Source organism: Ktedonobacter robiniae (genome assembly GCF_016587375.1).
GTDB classification, from domain to species: Bacteria; Chloroflexota; Ktedonobacteria; order Ktedonobacterales; family Ktedonobacteraceae; genus Ktedonobacter; species Ktedonobacter robiniae.
Genome location: NZ_BNJG01000002.1, coordinates 352,390 through 373,182, shown reverse-complemented (window position 1 = coordinate 373,182; position 20,793 = coordinate 352,390). Strand labels below are relative to the sequence as shown.

The window sequence follows — 20,793 nt, the reverse complement described above, 5'->3', positions numbered from 1 at the left end:
TTCTCCTTGGTGATGGTGTGCATCTGTTGCTTACAGCTGATCAATTGGTGTGTACTGGTGTCGTTGCCTCCCTACGCTGCTCACTCTCGTGTGCCTGTGCTCCCTCTTGCTCAATGAAAAGGGAACATGGCTGAGAGCGTGTGTGAAGGACCTGCGGGAATGGCTGCTCCACATGTATGCTGGGGATCGGTCGTGAGACGTCCCTCGATGGCTTGTAGCCCCAGGTGGTGCGGAGGTGCCAGTAGCCGCGAAAGGTCGGTTCGAGCAGTTCCAATTGCATCTCGTGATAGACCTGCTGGTAGGCCTCGCGAGAACAGGAGTGTGCTGTACAGATCGGCTCCAGGAGCTGAAAGAAGTCATCGGCCTGCTCAAGGAGCGTGCCATGAAAAGGCGTCCCGGCAGAAAAGTCGAGCAGGCTCTCCTGCTGCTCAATGGCGACAAAGCCTGTCCTCTCCATTCGGATTGGGAGCCGTTCTGGCCGGGCGAAACGGATGGTCTGTGTTCCTGGAGCAGATGGACGGGCCGCCGCGCGCAATTTGTTCATTTGCTGCCGGTAGGTGGCATACAGGGTACCTGCGGCCGCGCTGGTGCTCTCACCCTGCACACACTCAAGCAGGCGTAACACTCCACCTGGTCGAAGGAGCCGAAAACAGTCTTCCAGCAAGAGTGGCCATGCGTACTCGGGAAGGATCGCATGGAGAAAATGCCCACTGATGAGGTCTATGCTCTTTTCTGGGAAGGGAAGCGGCCGGGTGAGCGGCCAGACCTGAGCAGAGACATTGTGGCAGCCCTGAACGGCAGCAAAGAAGGAGGATTGCCTGGCAATGCTTTCCTGTGAGGTGAGACCGATGCACTCCGTTCCGGGCGCGTGTGCCGCCAGGTGTCGCAGCCACTCGCCATTGGGATCGATGGCCAGGTCCAGGACGCGCTTCATTGGGAAGCCCTCGGGTTGCTCGGGAAGGGGGGCGCGAAAATGCTGCATGAGCATGCGTGCCTGCTGGCTGCGGCGTCGCCATTCCAGAGGATGCACTGGCGGCACCAAGACCTGCTCATCAAGGACCAGCGGGTCGGAAGGGGTATAGAAGGGATAAAGCGCTCCTCTGGACGCTGGAGAAGGTGGCTCCTCTTGCACCTGCGGCAGGAGGATAGGCAGCCGTGTGGCGCGATCCTGGTGCTCGTTCACGTCTTCTTCGAAGAAGAGCAGCAGGCCGTGTCGGAGCGGGATACTCTGGGTGTGATTCATTGGGCTCCTCCTGGTTTGTAGGCATGGACGCGTGAGAGGGTCCAGAGGCCCTTGAAGGTGGGAGCGCTCATCTCTGCGCGCATCTGTTCAAAGAGGTCGGTAAACCGCGCCGGGGTGAGGTCTGTGGCCTGACACAACAACGGGGCAATCTGATAGAAGAAGGATTCCGCATTGGTACGCATACTGGCCTGATAGAGCGTCCCAGCCGAGAAGTCAAGCACGATGTTGTGTTCCTCGATGGCACAGTAGCCAAGCTCATGGAGCAACTTCAGGAGGTGTTTGTGCTCAAAGGGCGCACTGGCAAGAGCCGAAGACTCCTGGGTGCTCCCCGTGTGTTGAGCGAGGAGAGATTGTGCTCGTATGGCAAGGGTCTGCTCGCAGTAGTGGCTCAGCAGTTCACAGGCGGGGCTATTCGAGGTTGCGGCCGTGCATTCAGTGAGACGAAGGAGTCCTCCTGGGCGCAGAACACGCAAGCACTCCTGAAGCAGGTGTGGCCAGCCGTCTTGTGCGAGAAACGTGCGTAAGAAGCGGCCATTAATGAGGGTGTAGAAGTTGGCAGGACAACAGAGTTCTCTGGCAAAGTCCATCTGGAGAAAGCGGACACGGGTCTGCTCCTGCATCCGGCGAAAGGTATTGGCTTGCCGGACATAAGGGGCAAGAGCCGAGACGCCAAAGACCAGGCAGAAGGGATCGTGAAAGGCGACATCATAGGCCCAGGTGCCTCCTGGTCCACACCCAAGATCCAGAATGAGGGAAGGTGAGGAAGAGACTGCAAAGCTGTGTTCCTCCAGTTCAGGCAAGGGCTCCTTGAGGGCTGAGGTGAGCATATGATGCTGCGTGATGACGCGGGCCTGCTCAGCGGAGGCCAGTGGATCTAGCAGCAGGGGACCATGGGGGCCGGGTCCTCCTGCATAAATACGGGTGGAAGCGTGAAACATCGTTCCTTTTCCTCTTCTTCGCTATTATCAACCTGACAAAATGACAAGCGTATATCTCTGTGAGTGTCAACCTGACAAATGCTGCTTATAGTCATGATCTGCCCACGTTTCCTCGCGAGGAGTTTCTGAGAGGAGGGAACCTGAGGCGTTATCCAGAGGATCATTGCCAATGGTGGCGAAGGCGGTGGGATGGAGGTACAGACGCATGTACCCTATGTGCTGGAGACGTTCAGGTACAAGTCTCCAATCAGCAAGGGAAAGGCAAGCGGTGCAGATATCGAGTGCGCGGTTAGTGTGATGAGCCAGGAAATAGTGTATGGTCCCGTTGAACGTAGACTGCTGCTTATTAAGCAACAGGGGGCGCGTGGCGTTAGGTAGTTGGATAGTGCTCATGGTGCGAGAAATAGGTCCTTCCTACATCGATAGGTCTCACTTTGGTCAAAATGGGTATGGAAGTGTTTCCGTATCCACGAGTTCATCCGGGCAAATGCCTGGGACACGTAGTGGCCCGATTTCAAAGCCGTTTGGGCAGGGAGTGAACGTGTGAGTGGGAAGGTGGAGATGCTGGGCAAGCCAGATCTGAGCACGGAACTGTGCCTCCAACTTGTCACGGGCATAGACGAAATGGTAGGCGTCTGTATGCTCTTCTTCTGATTCTTCCGACTGGGCTGATGCTCGAAGCAGCCAGAGGGTCAAGTATTCTTCCCAGAGCACGATTCCGACGTTCTCCAAGGTCAGGGTGAGGTTTGTATGAGTGGAGAGCGCAAGAAGGATCTGTTCTGCATCCTGGCGATGGATGGGGCGCATGAGTAATGCCTGATAGACAATGCCTGTTTCTACTCTTGCAGTTCGTGCCAGATCAGGTACGTCGAAAGGAAATAGGGTCCGTATTTGCTCTAAAGTTGGCTTTTTCTTCCGGTCGTGCATTATTCATAATCCTATTGCTTTAGAAGTCAAAAGAACGCTCAGATGTTGTCCTCTTAAGAAGGAAGATTTAGTGTCGATTATCCTTTAAAGGGTATCCTTATAAGGTTATGAAATAAGGATAACCTAATAAGACCAATACTGTCAAGGCGTAATCACTGCTATATTAAAAGGCATGGAAATTAGGTTGCGAGTTAAAGAGATCGCGATGCAGAAGGGATTTAACCAATCCTCTCTTTCCCGAGCTGCAAATGTAGATTTCAAAACAGTGAAGCGAATATTTCAGGATCCAACAAGAGACGTCTCCTTAAGCACAGTTGTAAAGATTGCTTGGGCGCTTGATGTCCCTTTGACTGACATCTTGGAGATACACGGTGAACCTCATGATCGTCCAGAGGATTCTGAGGCGTAATTTGAATTCAATCAATTTGCAAGACTGTTTTTGTGCGTCTTTGTATTGGTGCTTCTCACTTTAGTCAAAAAGGATCCGGTCATATTGTCAGCCTAAAGACCTGGTGTATATCTCCAGGAAAGCAGATACTGGGATTAGTCTATTTCAACACACTCTCCGAGGAGTACTGATAGTTGGATAGAAATCCTTTTTTATCGAATATTTCTAGGTTGCTTGGGAATACTAACTATCTCCTTGGTTTATTAGGAGCTTAATGAAATTTCTTACGCTTAACTGGTGTGGCTTATCATGGTCTTCTTGGCAGCCATTCTCCGATCCTCTCACATTTAGACAACTTCCCGCAATGCCAGGAGTCTATCGCATTCGCGCAATTGGCATTGAGGAACTTTTCTACATTGGCGAAACAGGTCGCGATTTGCGAGAACGTCTCGGTGGTTTGCGTCGCAACACGATGCGAACTGAAATGCCATTTAACGATCCCCATACGGCAGCTCCTTCACTCTGGGCCTGGCGACACGCTGAAAACCTTCATTTTGAGTGCTCTGCAGCTCCCGTTATCTTGGCCGATGACTCTGAGGAAGCAAGGAAGCGTCGTGAGGGATTAGAGTTTTATCTTCTCTGGCAATACCGCCTAGAATATGGCTCATCAACTCGATGTAATCATGGTCGTTTCCATTCACGTTATACTAAGAGCTTATCCGAAAACTGAGAGACGTTCACAATGATGGAAACAAATGAGAGCACAGGCCAAACGCAGGAAGGCATCATAGGTGCGATCCAATTTTTCCCAACGAATGATGATTCGACGCCAGCGATTGAGCCAGGAGAAGAGGCGCTCGACCACCCATCGCCTGGGGACTTTGGTCGTTTCCAGAGCATTGGCAGACTCCTGGGTCTCTCCCTGTTGCGAAAGCGCTTGCCAATACCACGCATGGTTATGGCGATTAAGGCGAACATGCGGCTCATATCCTTCCTCGTAAAGCAGACTGTAAATGACATCATAGTCATAGCCAGCATCCAGGCACAGATGTTGGGGATGCTCGATGGTGGGTTCAGGACGTGCAATCGCGTGATACTCCAACGTCGCAGCGACCAGTTTCATATCATGGCGATTGGCCCCATCAATGACCAATGCCAAGGGCAGACCTCGGCGATCACAGAGGATGCTCCGTTTCGTTCCCTGCTTGCCGCGATCGGTGGGAGCGGGTCCGACAGCGGCTTGGGCAAAAGGAGCTTTACTGGTCGAGCTATCCAGGCTCTGCCAGTCCCAGCCAATGCCTTGCAACTCGTCGTAGAGGTGCAGACCTGCCTCCCACAGGCGAGCAAAGACGCCCTGAGCTTCCCAGTGGCGAAAGCGGTCATACACGGTGGAACTGGCGCCCATTTCACGGGGCAAAGCGTTCCATTGAATGCCCGTTCGCAGGACGTACACGATGGCTTCAAACATTTCTCAATCATCGGCGGCTGGTCGTCCTCCCTTGGGGTGAGGAGGGCGAGCAGGAATCAGGGGGCAAATCTGTTCCCACAACTCATCGCTGACTTTCCATGGATGTGTTCGAGCCATATGTCTGCTTCACCTCGCTTGGTTTTCTTTTTATTGTACCAACCGGTTTTCGGATAAGCTCTAAATCAACTGATCGGAGAAAGAACATTCGAGGGAGCCGCCGAGCTGATGATGATCCTGAGAATCCAGCAGGAGGAAAAAGCTTTCCAGTGCATTCACTTGTTGCAAAACCAAGCGATGGTAATTGGATGGGTTTACAGTGGAGTATAGCTCTATCATTCACCCAAACTGCACTGCGAGAAGTTCCAACATTGCAAGGTGTCTACAAAATTTTTGATTCTGATATATCTAGCCTCCTCTATATAGGCGAAACAGCAAATTTGAGGAGCCGCCTAACTACTCACGCGAAAAAGAATTGGCAATGCCAGCAACCCCTCTTTTCATTTGTAACATTACCTGAGGGCACGCCTTCCTACCAACGGCATGAGGTTGAAAACGATCTTCTGGGGGGATACTATGCTCAATTCCAAACGATGCCAAGATTTCAGTTAATGAATCATCATTAATCGGAACTTATCGAGATATAAGCCAGTAATGGCCAGGGCTTTCTTTCAGCTTGTTGATCGTGAGAGCAAGGTAAATATTGATGACTTAGTAAAAGTATTTAGAGACTACTATGTGCAGCAGATCTAGGCGGGTAATCTATGGAGATCTATAACTCATCCATTGTTTCTGCTTCTTCACTCATGCAATCATTCTGGAGCTACCCACATGCTTGACAGCAAGTCCGTAATCCACGACAATCAGCGCAGGCCAATCCTTCATCGTCGTCAAAGTGGCTAGGTAGAGAAAAGCAGAAATGGGAATACCCATGCAAGTAGAAAAACAACGTGGAGGCAATCCAGCCGAACGCCCGTTAGTCACGCTCGACAATAACGTTGTGGTTGCGTATCGCAACAACGATCCAAACGATGCTCTCGTTCAGCTAGCACGTCAACTTCGTGCCTTAAATCGTGCCGGCGTGATTACGCTCAATGTTACCTTGAGCACCGCGCTCGAAGAGCAGCGCCCAGATGCAGAACTAACAATGCACGAATATGCGACCTGGCTGCAAGAGCAAGGTATTGATCGCTGCAACATCTTCACGAGTTCGCGTACAATCGGTTTTCGCGTGCCAAGTACTGATCCCAATACAATCACGTTCGATTTTCAACTCGAACGCGCACTCAATGAGCGCATTCACCGCATCCTTTTCCCTAAGACCCCCTTCAGCTGGTTTGAGTACCGCAACCAAGAATGCACACGCCAAAACATCGTAGGTATAAAGCGAGATGCACTCATTGAGCTAGACGCCCGAGATTTCTACTTTCAATCTTCGCCTCAAGCACCGGAACAGATGCTAACCCCGGCACTCGACGCGCTCGAGCAGACAGAGCGAGAAGAGATGCATATGCTTCTTAAGCGCCTGCGTCGCAGGTGGATGAATGCAAAGAATGATGCGTTAGGCCTCTACGGCCACATCACGAACGCTGTTCATACCATCTATCCGGATCGAGCCGTTTTTGTCACCAATGACAATAATTTTTTCAAGCAAACAAAAGTCGCTGGACTCCGGGAACTGAACATTCCCGGCAGAATCTTACGACCTGCGGATGCTGTTGTTTTTCTCTGTAGCATCACAGGTGTTTCTTTAGCAGATATCACAGTTGAGTAACAATAGAATAGTTTTACAATAAGGTGCTTATATGCGCGCTTGGAGAGATTTGGAAAGCATCCATGCCTGGACCAGAGCCATCGCAAATGTCTTGACATATGCATAACGTTGGTGTGGGTCTTTCGAGAGCGCTTTGTGGGCAATATATTGACCAAACAGCATATTGGTCTTGAGTTTTCCTTGATTCTGCAAGAGCTTGGTTATTGTTAGGCCAAGGAGCATGAACCGGTATTCACTGGAAATGCTATATAAATACAAATCTGCTATAATTCCTGCATACGGTAGATAGGAAGGTCATGGGTCTGATCAAGGCAGAGAACCAGGGACAATTCTTTAGAGTAGTTTAAAGCCATAAACAATCTGAGAGAGATCGAGGCTGTGGAAGAAGGTGTAAAATAGAGCGAACGATGAGAAAAATACCTGTTCATGCTTTCATTCATGAAGCGACGCAATTATTGAAAGCAGATAGCACTGGCATTATAAGTAATAAAGATATTGTGAAGCAATTGGCCTGGTTGCTCTTTCTCAAACATTTAGATAAACCTGGAAATGGTCAGGAGCTTTTTGCTTCCCAGAAGCAAGAAGGTTGGCACTATTCATGGTCTACATGGGTTCCCCGCGTCCTTCAACAAGGAGCTACTCATTTTGAGGAATGTCGGCGCTCTCTTCGTGAGGAGTTGCATCCACTCCTTGGAAAACTTTTTGGCCTCAAAAGCGAGTACATGGAGATCAACAAAAAATTTGAGATCTTTCAACGTCTCATACAACTTATTGATGAGGCTGAATTTATTAGCAAATCAGGGGAAGATTGCATTGCACAACTCTATAGTGCACTTCTTGCGCTTTTAGCCGAAGAGGATAAAAAGAAGGGAATTTTCGCAACTCCGCCTGCGATCACACGTTTTATGGTCCAGATTCTCGATCCTGGATCAGAGGATATCGTCTATGACCCAGCCTGTGGTACAGGAGATTTTCTGCTAGCCGCTGAGAGGCATTGTACTCAGAAAAAAGATGCCATTGATACGAACCGTCTCTATGGGAGAGATAGCGTCGAGGAGGTTGTTCAACTGGCGCGTATGAATATGTTGCTGCATGGCATAAATGCTGAACAGGTCCAGCAACAAGCAGTTGAGAGTGCACTCAGAATTGAGGATACACTCAATCGGCCACTTTTCTATCTCAATGGGGAAGTGCCGGATGCATCCGTAATAATGATGCACCCACCTTTAGGCCGCTATTCCTCTAAAGCAAAGGACGCGCATTCCCCAAAATCTTCGGTATCTTTTGACTGTTACGAGGCGTGGTTTCTCCAACATAGCTGGAGAAAAATGCAAGGTTATACAGCATATGCGCGTTGTGGAATGGTTGTTTCATCGGCCATTTTGGATGGTAGGGAAAAACAAAAAATACAGTTACGCAAAGAAATTCTCCAGAAATGGAATATTTTAATGGTCGTCTGGCTGCCAGAAATTGCATTTAGCCCGACATCGAGCGAAAGGACATTCTTACTCTTTTTTGACAAGCGACCATTAACAAAGAAAATTTTGCACTATAACTTGGCCTCACGCCTGGGGAACAGAACGTACACCTATACAGAATCGATCCAGGATAGTGATTTTGCTGAAATATTGGAGACATGGAAACACTGGAAAGCTCATCTGGAATCTCCTGAACAGATCCAGGAGCCAGATCAGACAGAGTTTCGATGGATCATGAGGTACGATCCACAGACTTTTGACTGGCTTCCTGCTCATGACCCTTACACGTTACTGCCTTTGCCTCCCTCCACACCTTCGCAAGAGGAACAATTGTCTCCAGATGAATTGCTTAGGCAGATTGAGAAAAATCATTTGCAGCAGCGACAGCACATACAACGTTTGCAAGAACTCCTCTCTCGGTTTAGCAAGGAAGGGAACAACGTATGAGTGACCAGCGTATCGAGACGCCGGAGGCCGTTGTCTGGAAAAAGAAAACCATTGGAGATATCGTCTATATTCAGGGAGGAGACGCCAAAGCGACGAACGCGCTGGCAGAGAAAGCCGCCGATGAATTAGCTCAGAAGGCCACCGATGACCTGGCAGTCTCGGCAAACTCTTATCCATACATTCAATCAGGGGATCTGCAAAACACTAGAGAAATTGTGATAACCAGGAGAATTCTCAAAAGTGACGCTACTAACATTCGCCGCGTCCCGGTAAAATGCGTCCTGTTAGCGGCTGCACGACCTGATACGGTAGGGCGTTGTGGTATTCTCTCGGAGGAAGCCATTATTAATAACGTCACCCAGGCGCTGATCCCTCGTAATCCACAAGAGTTACTGGTTGACTTCCTTTTCTACTATTTTCGCTTACCTTCAACCCAGAAAACCCTGAGGGATATTTTAATCCATCGCGGACAAACCCAATTACGGCGTGGCGATACCGAGGCGCTGGAAATTTTTCTGCCACCGCTCAACGTGCAAAGAAACATCACGCTTCGTTTAAATGCCCTCACTAAAGAGATCCAACAGAACAAAAGTACATTAGACCAGATCAGTCCAAAAATTACTCAGACCAAAGGAGCAAGCATTGATAAAATTTTTACTACTTTGGAACAAGACCCGGTCATCGAACGCCTGCCTTTGCGGAATGTAGTTACGCAAATAAAACACTCAGTGCATTCACGAGACGATCAAACACATGGAGAGTATATTTATGTTCCGCTGCAAGGGTTAAGCGCAGGAACTCTTGTACCAAAACAGATAAAGCCGTTGCGTGAGATAAATTCCCTACCAGCAAAGTTTTATGGCTCGCAATCATCTCCATCTTCTACCATACTCTACTCATTGATTAATCCAGAACTAAGACGCATCGCTTTAGTGAATGATATAAGCAATAACGGGTACATTACCTATAACCCCAACATCATTGCCCTCACAGTGACCAATCCCAAATGTGATCCCACATTTTGTATGTGGGCACTGATAGCTGCGCCGATCACTCAATTTATATCTGGCATGGTTATTCCACGTGTCAACATGACAGCTTTACTGAATTATCGCCTGCCTTTGCCGCCCTTGGCCGAACAAAAAAGGATCGTTGATACGATCGACACCCTTAGTAAAACATTCTCAGAATTAACGAAGAAGCAGGAGGAGCAGAGACAAAAACTTGATCAATTAGAACAGGGCATCATTGTGCAGGCGTTGCAAGGGGCTTCATAAAGTATGGCAGAAAACACACGCTCATTGCTCGCAAAAATATGGGATATCCTCGGAAAAGCTGGACTCACCAGCTCACAGGAACGTATTGTCTATATCGCAGCGCTGCTCACTGAGGGTAACGCGCATCTGCTCTCTTTTCCAGAAGAATATAGACCGCATAAGCCACCAGTCATTCGAGGCATTGACGAAGTGACGTTAAAGCACTATTTAGAGCAAGTAAGGGCACAGGAGGGATTACAGGGTGATGCCCAATTGTTTGATCAATTTGTCCTCTTCTATACCTCATCCTTCGTGCCAAAAGACGCCTACCCTATCCCTAGGCATATTGTTCATTTTATGCTTAACCTGCTAGATATTCGCCCTGAACATCATTTCGCTGATTTCACCTGCGGTTCTGGCGGTTTCCTGGTCAATACTGCGAGAAGGCCGGAGAGAATGATTGGTGTCGAAATCTCTTCTGACTGGCGCTCTATTGCCGTAGCAAATGCAGCGCTTCATCAATTAGAACGACCTCAGATAGATTTTCACCTCGATAACGCTTTCCATGCTTGCAGTCCAGAAGGCGTTTTGAGCAATCAAACATTTCACCGCATTGCGATGGCACCATCATTTGGACGCACCATCGACAAAAGGTTAGCCCAGGCTGTGCTTGCAGATGACACCATTACAACGGGGGTCAGCGAAGTGCTCTTTACCTATATGGCATACAAAAAGCTAGCGCCAGGAGGGAGGGCCGTGGTTATGGTGCCTATCAGTCTACTCACCAATAGAACTGGCAATGCCCTTCGTCAAAGGCTAATCGATGAACACGTATTAGAAGCAGTCATCACCTTTCAGGCTGGCATGCTACAACCATTCAATAATGAACGGGTCGCTTTGTTGTTGATACAACAGAAGCAGAAGAATTGGCCACCTTTAGAGCAGTGCTGGTTTCTCAATCTGGAATATGACGGGTATCCACGCAACCCTAATCGTGATTTACTCTCACCTCCTTCTCTGCTTGAGAATGACCTGCCACTTGCGCAAAAGGTTTTGCATCCTGAAGATCATGCAACCGAGATAGAGAACAGCCATCCAGCGCAAGCCAGTTTAGACATTCAGCATCAAACGGCGGTTCCAATCACGCTTATGCAAGTGCCAGAAAACGCTACTCTGGTTGGGCTCAGGCATTTCGCCGTGCAAAAAAACACACAGATAAAACATTTTCTCCTTGCGCAAGTACAACAGAACGAGCACATATCCCTAACGGCTGTTTCCTTGCAAGAACAAACCTTGCAGCCGATTACTGATTCAGTGGCCTGGAGACGTGAATTGTATAACATTCCTGAGGAAGTGCCGCCGCCGGAGGGTGATCTGCTTGTAGAGAAAGCCATAGCAGGGCAAAAACTTGCTATTACACGAGAAGGTCGTTTATTGGGGGTCTCAAAAGCTTTTTCAGAGTTGGCGCGTAACGCATATAGCCTCATAACGAGTGATTTCACAGCAACGACAAGAGAGACCAGTGATCTCGTTACAAATACAAGTGCGCATATATCACTATCTATGAATGAGGCAATTTCAGAAGCGTATCAATCGGCTCACATCCTCTTCCTGGAGCTGAGTCAGATAGAGCAACAGATCAGCAATCTGCAAGGGCGGCTGGAAGATCTGGAAACACCAGGACGTTTCGGTGAACCCCTTCCTCCCATTCAGCCCATATCAGCACTTATTCTGCGCTATCTGGGGACGAAACAATACAACCACTGGGAAAAGCTTCAGCCATTAGTTGAAGTCTCGCTGAGAGGCAAAGACACCTATCCCATACCCTTTCATCCTCAGCAGATTGAAGCACCTGGCATGAATCAAACGGAAATCGCTCAATTGCTGCAACTGCTAGAACACCTGGGAATAGTAATTAAAGTCAGTGGCAATCCATCTGAAGGAAATGGAGAACTGCCCAGGGTCGCATATCGTCGGGTATCAAGACGCGACATTTTCCCTAGAGAAAAGCACCCCTGGGAGTAGTCTGCGATGAGAATAGAAGAACTAAGAATAGTTGGCTATCAAATACTGCGCGATATCACCATTCACCCAGGGAAAACATCTCAACTCAATGGCGCTCCAGGTCTTCAAAGCTCTATTGATCTGCTTGTAGGAGTAAATGGAACAGGTAAATCGACGTTATTGCGGGCGCTGGCAATCATCTTTCAATGTTTAGAGCAAAACAATAGTATACCTCCCTTCGGATTTGCCATAAAATACATGTTAGATGAGCAACCGAAAATGATTTTTGTCAGTAATCTGGACGACAATACTGATCAACTCACCCCCCTCTTGCGCTTTCGGCTGGGAGATGACCCGGAAGAGGTCGTCGTAGGGAAGATTAAGGAAGAATATCTCCCTCGTCACATTATCGCCCTGACCAGCGGAAGTGAAACCGGTTGGCTCTATAACGGCGAGACAACTGACGAAACTGAGGTTGGCATCCTCTCTAGAGGCGCTCAGATAGAGGATCTGGAAAGTTTTCTCCAGACCTGGGATCTCACAGAAGTGCCGGGCAACCCTTTAGAGCGTGACAGAGGCCAGGTTCATCCCAATCCATCTAGCCGTTTCCAGTTAATTACTGCAAACCTCATGCCCTATGTCGTGCTTTGTGGTTTATTAAGTGACATGTGCAATGATAGCAAATATTTACAACCCATACTGGAATCCGCAAAAATTGAAAAACTCTACGGCTTCTCGTTGCAACTCTATCTAGACAAGGATCAGATCGCACAGGATCTTGTCCCATTTATCGCCCATCTCTGGGAGTGCGCAACCTACATAGTGCGAACTGGAAAAAACTATCTTCTAGTCTTCCTCTTCGACAATCAGGTAAGTGCTGACGCAACACTTTCTCCAGACGAGGAGAATCAGGGACAGAGCAGACCAGAACAATTACTAGGAGAAACAGGAGATGGATTAACCTTCTTTACCCAGATGTTACCTTTAATCATAGCTGATGATCCTAATAGCCAAATTATGCGCAAGACCAACCTTTTTCTCAAGAGTGCTCGTCCTCTGCCTCAAAACTCAACTGAGGAGATGAGCCCCTCAGAACAATCATCTCTCTATCTGTTCGATTGGTTAAGTGATGGAGAGCAAAGCCTTTTAGGCCGTCTGTGCCTGCTGCCATTGCTCAGTTACACCGAAGCTATGGTTCTGCTGGACGAGCCGGAGGTCCATTTTAACGATTACTGGAAACGTCAACTCCTGCAAATGCTGCACTCTTCCTTACAGCAACAGAAACCAGGCCAACGTCCAACGAGTAGTCATATTTTGATGACGACCCATTCCAGCATTACCCTGAGCGATGTTGCCAACACTAACATCTGGATACTTGAGCGTGACTACGATCATCAGAGCCGTGCAACTCAGCCCCGTTTACGTACACTAGGCACCGATCCCAGTGATATTATTATCCATATTTTTCGTGCTGACAGCGCAATTGGTGCCTATAGCGCCGCTTATATTCGTGAACAACTACAAGCTTCAGAGGAATTTCCTGATGATAAACGCATCAAGAAGCTCAACGAGCTGCTCAAACAAGTAGGTCCTGGTTACTGGCGCTATTTAATTCGTCGCGAAATACTGAGCCTGGAGGCTCCCCAAATCTGGAATCCGCTAGATTCAGGAGAAGAAACGCTTTCATGATCCATGACATAAAGCTTCCCCTCTTCACAAAACGCTGTCTATTCTCAATTGTTCAGCTACAAATGAGCTTGTTGGATTTTGCAGCTTCAGATCCAGCTACCCGCATCGAACTAGAGGCATACGGGAAGTATCTCGATAGAGATGACTGCTGCTTCAAAGGTTACGGTCAGCACATTGCAGCAGCCGTATGGCACGGACATCGTCCAAAGCGACCACTCGCAAAAATCGCATTACTTCAGGAGTTCAGCCAATCATTTCATAGCTCAGACGATCCACGACCCGTATACAATGCCCAGGATTTTAAGCGAAACTGGCTGAAACGCATTCGTAAAGAGGTAGAGAACCTGTACCAATGCACTGAAGCAAAGATAGAGATAGGGTACTTCTATGGCGATGGCATACAGTATATCAAAGGTAAGGCGACCAAAAACCAATCTGAAAACACGGAGGTTGCACCAGTCTGGCAACAAAAGGCAGGAGAGTTTTTTCTTTATTTTTACAATGCCTACCTGGAGGATTCAAAAGATGGCTTTCCTGCAAGCTTCTTTCCTCCTGATATGAGCGCGCTCATCCCCGGAGGGAAGCACTTTGGCCGACAGGAATTACTGAAGCTGTTTCTAGTGGAGAATAATAACCTCCATATTTGTCCTGTCTGTGACGAAAACGGCTATTACACTGATAGTCGTGGTACGATACGCGCAACCATTGATCATTTTCTCCCCAAAGATACATACCCCCATTTTGCCTGTCATCCGCACAATTTAATACCCACCTGTTACGGTTGCAATTCTAGTGTGAAAGGACTCAGAGATCCCCTTCATGTGACAAAAGGAGAACCTGGTCCTGGCATTTTATATAAAGAGGCGATGCCTTATGCTGAAGAAACCAGACGAAAAGATACCTTCTATCTGACGGTTGATCTCAGCAAAGGATTAAGGGAAATTCGCCTAGGCAATCTCGAATACAACACTCAACTACAAGATGGAAACGAGGATGGGTTGAACGCAGCATTAGAGATATTGGCGCGTGTCTATGATATTCCTGGGCGTTGGGCGACCGGCAACCCACTTCAGGAAAATAAGGGACCCAAAGATATCCTGGCCGAAGAGAGCAAGCAGAACGACACATCAGTAGAAACAAAAAAGCCCGGCTTCGTAGCTGATAGAGTCAGTGAAACACTTTTCCGGCGTATGCGTCATTTTCTAGGACAGGGTAAGGATATTATGCCGGGAGATAATATGATTGACGAGCTCTACAATGCGCTCTCGCTTCTTCTCTATTATCTTTCAGAGGAAGATCGCTATAAAGACCCTCTCACAGTGCCGATGCTCTGGATACTTGCAGCATTACTTGCTCAGGAGAAGCAGCAGCTACATCAAGTCCTGCTATTGCAACAGCAGGGTATATTACCTAAAGATCGTCATTTTATTCCTGCGGGATTAGATGAAGTGCTTTCATGGAGTGGGCAAGATAATGCAAAAATTCAACGAAGAGAAGATACAATACAAGCAATACTCAATGTAGCAATGAAAAAGAAAGGAAAATAATCCTGGATTAACATGAAGTCCAGTACCTTCCTCTCATTTGCTCTTGTTTAGTATATCAGGCACCAGACATACAAAATACCTGTTTCGTAAAGAATGGCCTTTCTAGTAGATGACAAACTTTAAATAGAAGGAAGAAACCAGAAGCCCACTCGCACCCCTCTTTCGCCGATCCGATGACCTTTAAGGATCCTAATTTCGTGAATTCTATAATCCTTAGCGCTTTGATGATAAGTTCCTAGAAGAGGGCCAAAGCTGTCTATTAGAGGTTTTATAGGGCCTTCAAAACTGAAGTCACCTATACGTGTCTCATCTGAATCAAAGATTAAAATCAATCCAAGCGGCTCTTCATCACCAATAATATTTTGCCCTTCTAACTCAGGAAGTAAAGCTGCTGAGCTAATGGATTTAATGGGTGGATTACGTATATACAAGGGTTCTTGACAAAGATTAGAGGGGATTGGAGGGGGGTGGTTACTTATAGCAACACCAGGAGTCTCGCCCAGTTCCATCGATACCCATACAGTGGAGGACTCCATCCCAACTACATTCAAAACTGGCCCTGCAATATTATCCAAGTCGAAATAATTATATCTGCGCACCCATGAGCTAACGACGAATCGTAAGCATGGATGCTGCAAGGATTGCGAACATATTGCTCTAACATTTTCTTTCCATTCTTTCTCCCCACTTGATAAAAAAGTAGGAGGTTCATCCTCAAGAAATGGATATTCTGGCATAGATTCAGCTCCTGAATAATTTCGTTTAAACTTCCTGCTCTTCTTAAGAAGATCTTCTATACCCGTTAACGGGATGTGCAAGCTGTTTCTGCCCATCCGTAGCAGCAAGGGGAGAAGGCAGTATTCTGAGTGGTGTGTAAAAAAAAGGTCTGGTATCCTGAACTGGAAAATGTAGTGAAACTGAACCAGGAGGATAGCCATGACCCTTTACGATCACTCTAGCGAAGACATCATCACCCGTCAAGAGGCCTTTGAGCAGCTGGTGAAAGAGCGACTCCAGTACGCCGTTCGCATCGCATTCATCAATGTGCTGGAAGAAGAAGTGACGGCCTTTATTGGAGCCAAGCCGTATGAGCGCAGCCAACACCGTCGAGATCAACGCAACGGACACTACAGCCGTCATCTGGACACCACTGTGGGAGAAATCGCCGATGTGCCCGTTCCTCGCACGCGAGGAGGGTATCACACGCAGTTGTTTGAGCGTTATCATCGCCGCCGCGACGAGCTGGATGGCGCCATGCAAGACATGTTCATCAAAGGAGTGAGCATGGCTCAAGTCGGAGAGATCATCGAGACATTAACCGGTTTGCATCCGAGTGCCTCAACCGTCTCGCGGGTGTTTCATACGCTGCAAGAGGAGTATGAGCAGTGGAAAGCCCGTCCCCTAGCTCAGCGCTATGCCTACGCCTTTGCCGATGGGACCTACTTCACCGTGATCTACCAGAGCGAAGGCTGCAAGATGCCCATCTTGGCGGTGGTGGGCATTGCCATCACCGGAGAGCGAGAAGTGCTGGCTTTTCGCGTGGGGGATCGGGAGAATCAGCAGGCGTGGGAAGATCTCATGGAGGATCTCAAAGCACGAGGAGTCAAGGAAATCGGGCTCTGGATCAGTGATGGCAACCGAGCCATGCTCAATGCCATCACCAAGCACTTCCCGACCGCACAGAGACAACGCTGTGTTCTGCACAAGATGGAGAACGTGCTCAGTTACGTTCCGAGCAAGCAGCGAGAACAGCTTGAACTTGAGCTCAAAGCCCTCTTTTCCCAAGAAAGCCGACAGCAGGCCGATCAAGCCGTGGCTGCTTTCCTTGAGAAGTACCAGAAGGTCTATCCCACCGCGGTAGAGTGCTTGCAGCGGGATCTGGAGGCTTGTCTCACCTTTTACGCCTTTCCGAAGACGCACTGGAAGACCATTCGCACCAACAATGTCAGTGAGCGGCTCTTTGGAGAAGTCAAACGTCGTTCGCACAAGATGGCTGCCGCGTTTCGCAATGAGGGGAGCTGTCTGCTGCTCTTCTATGCCGTCATTCGCGGCTTGACCTTCCACAAGCTCACGATGCCACCAGCATCGCAAGCTCAGCCAGATCTTGTCCTTTTACACAGTACTTGACATACTGCCGGGGAGAAAGAGATAGGGAACCTCCCAACTTCGCTAGGAGCAGCGTCCTTGGACCCAGTTCACACAAAATAGCATATCGCGTTAATTAACTGGCCTCATCATAGATACTCTTCCCCATACCATCATAAGTACTCGCGATATGCTCGTAAATTTTTACTCCCAGCATGTTTAGCTCCTGGAGATAGGGGTTAGGCATCTCTGTTAGAGACGCTTTGATCGCGTTGCGCACCTGTGCTTTCACTGCTTGCTTTGTATTCCAATCAGAACGCAGTTTTTCATTTTTTAGAGTCGCTAAAAGTTTACGCACTATTATCTTGATGCGATCTTTTTCATCTTCGGTAAGCTTGATGTCAGGCAGGAGCACTATATCATAGAGTGCTAGCTCTTCTTCGGTTAGACCTTCTTTGACATGACGCTCGTCTTCTTCTCCCAATTTTTTCATGAATTGCAACAGTTTGTAATAGTGGATTTCCTGATTGGCGCTTCCCTGGTTGTACTCATCAATCATCCTTTGGAATTCTTCTTGATAATTGACGCGTTTCTTGTTACGGCGCAGCATATACTGTACCTTGCCCGCAACCTTACCACGTAGTCGATCATATTTGATCGCTTGATTTCCAGCATTAAAATCTTCCGCCAGAGCCTGGTAGTCTATTTTGCTCAAGTCAATGCGCTCTGGCAGGATATACTGGCTAGTAGACTCATCTACCTTGCGAACAACGTAATCTTTGGTAGTTACAGACTCGCTCATCAAATTATTGATATTTTCCATTATGGAAGATACATCAGTTGGCTCCTTGAGGGAGTAAAGGATACGTGCAATCTCTACTACGAGGGCTACACGCTTCTCGTAGGTTTCTCGGATCTCTCTGTTTGGCAGCATTGCATTGTAATAGCGCTCAGCAGACGCTGCCAACGAGACGTATTGCTTTTGTGTCTGATCGTTTTTAACGATTTTATTTGTAGCGTCGGCAAGTAAATGAATGGAGTCCATAGTACTGGTTGCCAAGATTGCTGGGAGGTCAATGTCTTGCTTTTGACAGAATTCTTCGACTTCTCGAACAGCTCCTTGTAGATAAGGCAGGAGAACACGCTTGTTTCGGATCGGCATATCGCCTTTATCAGCAGGATCTGTATTCTTATCTCGATTGGATGCATAAATAGCCAGCGCTTTCCGTATGTCATTGAAGATTCCGAGATAGTCAACAATAAGGCCATTGACCTTAAGCCCATTTTCTCTGTTACGGAAAACACGATTAGCCCGTGCAATAGTTTGCATCAGGGTATGATTACGCATTGGTTTGTCGAGATAGACAGTGGAAAGGCTGGGTACATCGAAACCTGTCATCCACATAGCACAAACGAAGACAATACGCAGGTTATGGATAGGAGACTTAAACATGCCTTCAAGGTCTTCGGTCTCCATGCGGCGGCGATGCGTCTGAATGTCTAGCCCTTTTTTCTTAAACTTTTCATCTTCATTCTGTTCTGAAGAGACAACAACCGCCATATCTGTTGCCTCCATATAATTGATGTCATGTTGTAGTTTAGCTCGCAAGTCCTCTTGCGTTTCATCATTTTCATCCGTGGCTTGCAGTTGGGCCTTCAGCTTATCGATCTCAATACGCCAGTATTTTTGTACTTTGTTATACATTTTGACTGCTGTCATTTTGTCAATAGAGACAACCATAGCTTTTCCTCGATAACCACGGCGCATGAAATGTTGTGCGATGTCTTCAGCTATTGTTTCCAGGCGAGGTTCTAAAGTGATAATATTGTAGAGTTCCTTAAATTTCTTTTGTACGCCCTCTTCCTCTTCTTCCTCCGCTTCTGCCTCAGCGAGCACTTCACTAATCTGTGTATTAATCTCGCTATTAATCACCTGTATTTCGGGAGAACGGTTCTCGTAGAAGAGCGGTACTGTTGTACCATCTTCTATAGAGTGACCAAAATTATACTTACTGATGTAATCTCCAAATTTTTTGCGTGTTTCTTCGCGTTCTTCACCTTCAATAAGGGGTGTGCCTGTAAAGCCGATAAACGCCGCATAAGGCAGAGCTTCACGCATGTTTTGAGAAAGATCAGCATATTGAGAGCGATGTGCCTCGTCAGAAATGACGATGATGTTTGAGCGGTCAGTGAGTGCTGGATATTTCTTCCGCTCTTTTTTTGCTGGTTTCTTTGGTTTAGCTTCTTTCTTTGTTTTTTCTCCTTCATTGAGTTTGCGGAGATGAAATTTTTGGATGGTGGTAAAGATAACGCGATGATTCTCTTTTAACAATTGCTGAAGATGCTTGCCTCCTCTGGCATGGGTCTCGTTTCCTTTGACCACATTGGCATTTTTGAATGTCTGATAGATTTGCTTATCCAGGTCTTCACGATCCGTCACGATCAAGAAGGTCCAGTCACCCTTGAGTTTGTAGTGAACCTTTTGGACAAAGAAAACCATTGAGTAACTTTTGCCGCTTCCTTGCGTATGCCAGAAGACGCCCAACTTGTCATCATATTCCTTACGATGCTTCAAAATTTCGATAGCATTATTGACGCCAAGATATTGATGGTTCCTGGCAATGATCTTTTTTACTCCTCCGCTTTCATCGCTGAATAAAGTAAAATTCTCGACCATGTCTAGCAAGCGCTTTGGTTGGCAAGTTCCTCTGATAATGGTTTCCAGGGATGCTCTCGGAGGTTCGTCTTCACGTTCGATTCTCGTCCATGTGGAGAAATGCTCCCAGCCCGCTGTCAAGCTGCCAATGCGGCTTTCACGACCATTTGAGAGGATAATGAAGGCATTGTACCAGAAGAGTTGCGGAATGTAGGTTTTGTAGTCTTTCAGGTTATTGTTGTATGCATGTTCCAGGCGTTCATGAATAGCTTTGAATTCAACAAAAATAAGTGGTATACCATTCACGAATCCAAGCAGGTCAGTACGACGATTGTAAATATCATGGCGAATCCAGAGCTGGGAGACCAATAGATAGTTATTATTGCCTGCCTCTTCCCAGTCTATATATCGAAGCGTAATGCTTTGAGTCTCATCACGCTTATTTTCACCTGCAAGAGGTATCTTTACGCCCTCTTTCAAGAGCTGATATACTTCGCGGTTAGCTTCCGCTAAAGATCGATCACTACGGTCTTTTCTGATTTCTTCTATTGCCTGGCCAATTAGATCCTCTGCTTGTTCTGCAATGGGAGATAAAATATCCTTATTCAGCTCTTCTAGTGCAGGTCGCAAATACTTAACCAGAACAACTTCGCTCTCATGCTGACGCCCTAATGCACTATATGGTCCAGCTTTATCGTAATAAGCGTTTTTGGGAGTGTATCCAAGCTGTGTGAAGAGGTCAATCGCTGGTTTCTCAATACGGTTAAGCTCATTGTACTCGTACATGTACTAAAGCACTTTCTAAGGCGAATAAACCCCTGTTAAATATGTTTGTTGGTCTCTAGTTGCTCGGTACCATGTTTGTAATCTTCACCCTCACTATCATCCTCTCTCGC

General features: G+C 47.5%; 15 protein-coding genes and 1 pseudogene. 9 read left to right on the top strand and 7 right to left on the bottom strand.

The window, feature by feature from the left end; genetic code table 11:
* Nucleotides 1-40: 40 nt before the first annotated feature.
* The 4 genes from JMJ04_RS22215 to JMJ04_RS22200 all read right to left on the bottom strand — a co-directional run bounded on the left by JMJ04_RS22215 (nt 41) and on the right by JMJ04_RS22200 (nt 3,108).
* Nucleotides 41-1,243, bottom strand: coding sequence for a class I SAM-dependent methyltransferase (locus JMJ04_RS22215; protein ID WP_201372666.1), 1,203 nt, complete (start codon nt 1,241-1,243; stop codon nt 41-43).
* On the bottom strand, nt 1,240-2,181 hold the full coding sequence (locus tag JMJ04_RS22210; protein ID WP_201372665.1) for a class I SAM-dependent methyltransferase: 942 nt from the start codon (nt 2,179-2,181) through the stop codon (nt 1,240-1,242). The genes JMJ04_RS22215 and JMJ04_RS22210 overlap by 4 nt, the downstream gene beginning before the upstream one ends.
* Before the next feature lie 66 nt (nt 2,182-2,247).
* Nucleotides 2,248-2,574 carry a hypothetical protein gene (locus JMJ04_RS22205; RefSeq protein WP_201372664.1) on the bottom strand — a complete coding sequence of 109 codons (327 nt, stop codon included), beginning with the start codon at nt 2,572-2,574 and terminating at the stop codon, nt 2,248-2,250.
* A 45-nt stretch (nt 2,575-2,619) separates the two neighbouring features.
* Nucleotides 2,620-3,108 (bottom strand): hypothetical protein, encoded by a 489-nt coding sequence (locus JMJ04_RS22200; RefSeq protein WP_201372663.1) that lies wholly within the window; start codon nt 3,106-3,108, stop codon nt 2,620-2,622.
* A gap of 172 nt (nt 3,109-3,280) precedes the next feature.
* Here JMJ04_RS22200 and JMJ04_RS22195 point away from each other — a divergent pair, with 172 nt between their 5' ends.
* Nucleotides 3,281-3,517, top strand: a complete 237-nt coding sequence (locus tag JMJ04_RS22195; protein WP_201372662.1) for a helix-turn-helix domain-containing protein — start codon at nt 3,281-3,283, stop codon at nt 3,515-3,517.
* A 694-nt stretch (nt 3,518-4,211) separates the two neighbouring features.
* Here JMJ04_RS22195 and JMJ04_RS22190 read toward each other — a convergent pair.
* Nucleotides 4,212-5,081, bottom strand: a pseudogene (locus JMJ04_RS22190) (IS5 family transposase).
* Here JMJ04_RS22190 and JMJ04_RS48780 point away from each other — a divergent pair.
* The 7 genes from JMJ04_RS48780 to JMJ04_RS22155 all read left to right on the top strand — a co-directional run bounded on the left by JMJ04_RS48780 (nt 5,063) and on the right by JMJ04_RS22155 (nt 15,156).
* Nucleotides 5,063-5,587 carry a GIY-YIG nuclease family protein gene (locus tag JMJ04_RS48780; RefSeq protein ID WP_420799492.1) on the top strand — a complete coding sequence of 175 codons (525 nt, stop codon included), beginning with the start codon at nt 5,063-5,065 and terminating at the stop codon, nt 5,585-5,587. The pseudogene JMJ04_RS22190 and the gene JMJ04_RS48780 overlap by 19 nt on opposite strands.
* Before the next feature lie 305 nt (nt 5,588-5,892).
* On the top strand, nt 5,893-6,735 hold the full coding sequence (locus JMJ04_RS22180; RefSeq protein ID WP_201372660.1) for a hypothetical protein: 843 nt from the start codon (nt 5,893-5,895) through the stop codon (nt 6,733-6,735).
* Between the two features lie 407 nt (nt 6,736-7,142).
* A complete protein-coding gene (locus tag JMJ04_RS22175) occupies nt 7,143-8,660 on the top strand; it encodes an HsdM family class I SAM-dependent methyltransferase (RefSeq protein ID WP_201372659.1) in 1,518 nt (505 codons plus the stop codon).
* On the top strand, nt 8,657-9,937 hold the full coding sequence (locus JMJ04_RS22170; protein WP_201372658.1) for a restriction endonuclease subunit S: 1,281 nt from the start codon (nt 8,657-8,659) through the stop codon (nt 9,935-9,937). The genes JMJ04_RS22175 and JMJ04_RS22170 overlap by 4 nt, the downstream gene beginning before the upstream one ends.
* Before the next feature lie 189 nt (nt 9,938-10,126).
* Complete coding sequence (locus JMJ04_RS22165; protein ID WP_201372657.1) at nt 10,127-11,941, top strand: HsdM family class I SAM-dependent methyltransferase; 1,815 nt, start codon at nt 10,127-10,129, stop codon at nt 11,939-11,941.
* Between the two features lie 6 nt (nt 11,942-11,947).
* Complete coding sequence (locus tag JMJ04_RS22160) at nt 11,948-13,609, top strand: AAA family ATPase (RefSeq protein WP_201372656.1); 1,662 nt, start codon at nt 11,948-11,950, stop codon at nt 13,607-13,609.
* On the top strand, nt 13,606-15,156 hold the full coding sequence (locus JMJ04_RS22155) for a hypothetical protein (RefSeq protein ID WP_201372655.1): 1,551 nt from the start codon (nt 13,606-13,608) through the stop codon (nt 15,154-15,156). The genes JMJ04_RS22160 and JMJ04_RS22155 overlap by 4 nt, the downstream gene beginning before the upstream one ends.
* 119 nt (nt 15,157-15,275) lie before the next feature.
* Here the strand turns inward: JMJ04_RS22155 and JMJ04_RS22150 are convergent, their stop codons facing one another.
* Nucleotides 15,276-15,893, bottom strand: a complete 618-nt coding sequence (locus tag JMJ04_RS22150) for a hypothetical protein (RefSeq protein WP_201372654.1) — start codon at nt 15,891-15,893, stop codon at nt 15,276-15,278.
* A 199-nt stretch (nt 15,894-16,092) separates the two neighbouring features.
* On the opposite strand from JMJ04_RS22150, the gene JMJ04_RS22145 reads away from it, so the two are divergent.
* Nucleotides 16,093-17,283, top strand: coding sequence for an IS256 family transposase (locus JMJ04_RS22145; RefSeq protein WP_201372653.1), 1,191 nt, complete (start codon nt 16,093-16,095; stop codon nt 17,281-17,283).
* 94 nt (nt 17,284-17,377) lie between these two features.
* Here the strand turns inward: JMJ04_RS22145 and JMJ04_RS22140 are convergent, their stop codons facing one another.
* Entirely contained in the window at nt 17,378-20,683 is a 3,306-nt protein-coding gene (locus tag JMJ04_RS22140) for a type I restriction endonuclease subunit R (protein WP_201372652.1), read from the bottom strand.
* Nucleotides 20,684-20,793 lie beyond the last annotated feature (110 nt).

What these genes read in the sequence shown, in the direction of transcription:
- JMJ04_RS22215 (WP_201372666.1), bottom strand. Translation starts at nt 1,243, where the DNA reads ATGAATCACACCCAGAGTATCCCGCTCCGACACGGCCTGCTGCTCTTC.
- JMJ04_RS22210 (WP_201372665.1), bottom strand. Translation starts at nt 2,181, where the DNA reads ATGTTTCACGCTTCCACCCGTATTTATGCAGGAGGACCCGGCCCCCAT.
- JMJ04_RS22205 (WP_201372664.1), bottom strand. Translation starts at nt 2,574, where the DNA reads ATGAGCACTATCCAACTACCTAACGCCACGCGCCCCCTGTTGCTTAAT.
- JMJ04_RS22200 (WP_201372663.1), bottom strand. Translation starts at nt 3,108, where the DNA reads ATGCACGACCGGAAGAAAAAGCCAACTTTAGAGCAAATACGGACCCTA.
- JMJ04_RS22195 (WP_201372662.1), top strand. Translation starts at nt 3,281, where the DNA reads ATGGAAATTAGGTTGCGAGTTAAAGAGATCGCGATGCAGAAGGGATTT.
- JMJ04_RS48780 (WP_420799492.1), top strand. Translation starts at nt 5,063, where the DNA reads ATGGATGTGTTCGAGCCATATGTCTGCTTCACCTCGCTTGGTTTTCTT.
- JMJ04_RS22180 (WP_201372660.1), top strand. Translation starts at nt 5,893, where the DNA reads ATGCAAGTAGAAAAACAACGTGGAGGCAATCCAGCCGAACGCCCGTTA.
- JMJ04_RS22175 (WP_201372659.1), top strand. Translation starts at nt 7,143, where the DNA reads ATGAGAAAAATACCTGTTCATGCTTTCATTCATGAAGCGACGCAATTA.
- JMJ04_RS22170 (WP_201372658.1), top strand. Translation starts at nt 8,657, where the DNA reads ATGAGTGACCAGCGTATCGAGACGCCGGAGGCCGTTGTCTGGAAAAAG.
- JMJ04_RS22160 (WP_201372656.1), top strand. Translation starts at nt 11,948, where the DNA reads ATGAGAATAGAAGAACTAAGAATAGTTGGCTATCAAATACTGCGCGAT.
- JMJ04_RS22155 (WP_201372655.1), top strand. Translation starts at nt 13,606, where the DNA reads ATGATCCATGACATAAAGCTTCCCCTCTTCACAAAACGCTGTCTATTC.
- JMJ04_RS22150 (WP_201372654.1), bottom strand. Translation starts at nt 15,893, where the DNA reads ATGCCAGAATATCCATTTCTTGAGGATGAACCTCCTACTTTTTTATCA.
- JMJ04_RS22145 (WP_201372653.1), top strand. Translation starts at nt 16,093, where the DNA reads ATGACCCTTTACGATCACTCTAGCGAAGACATCATCACCCGTCAAGAG.
- JMJ04_RS22140 (WP_201372652.1), bottom strand. Translation starts at nt 20,683, where the DNA reads ATGTACGAGTACAATGAGCTTAACCGTATTGAGAAACCAGCGATTGAC.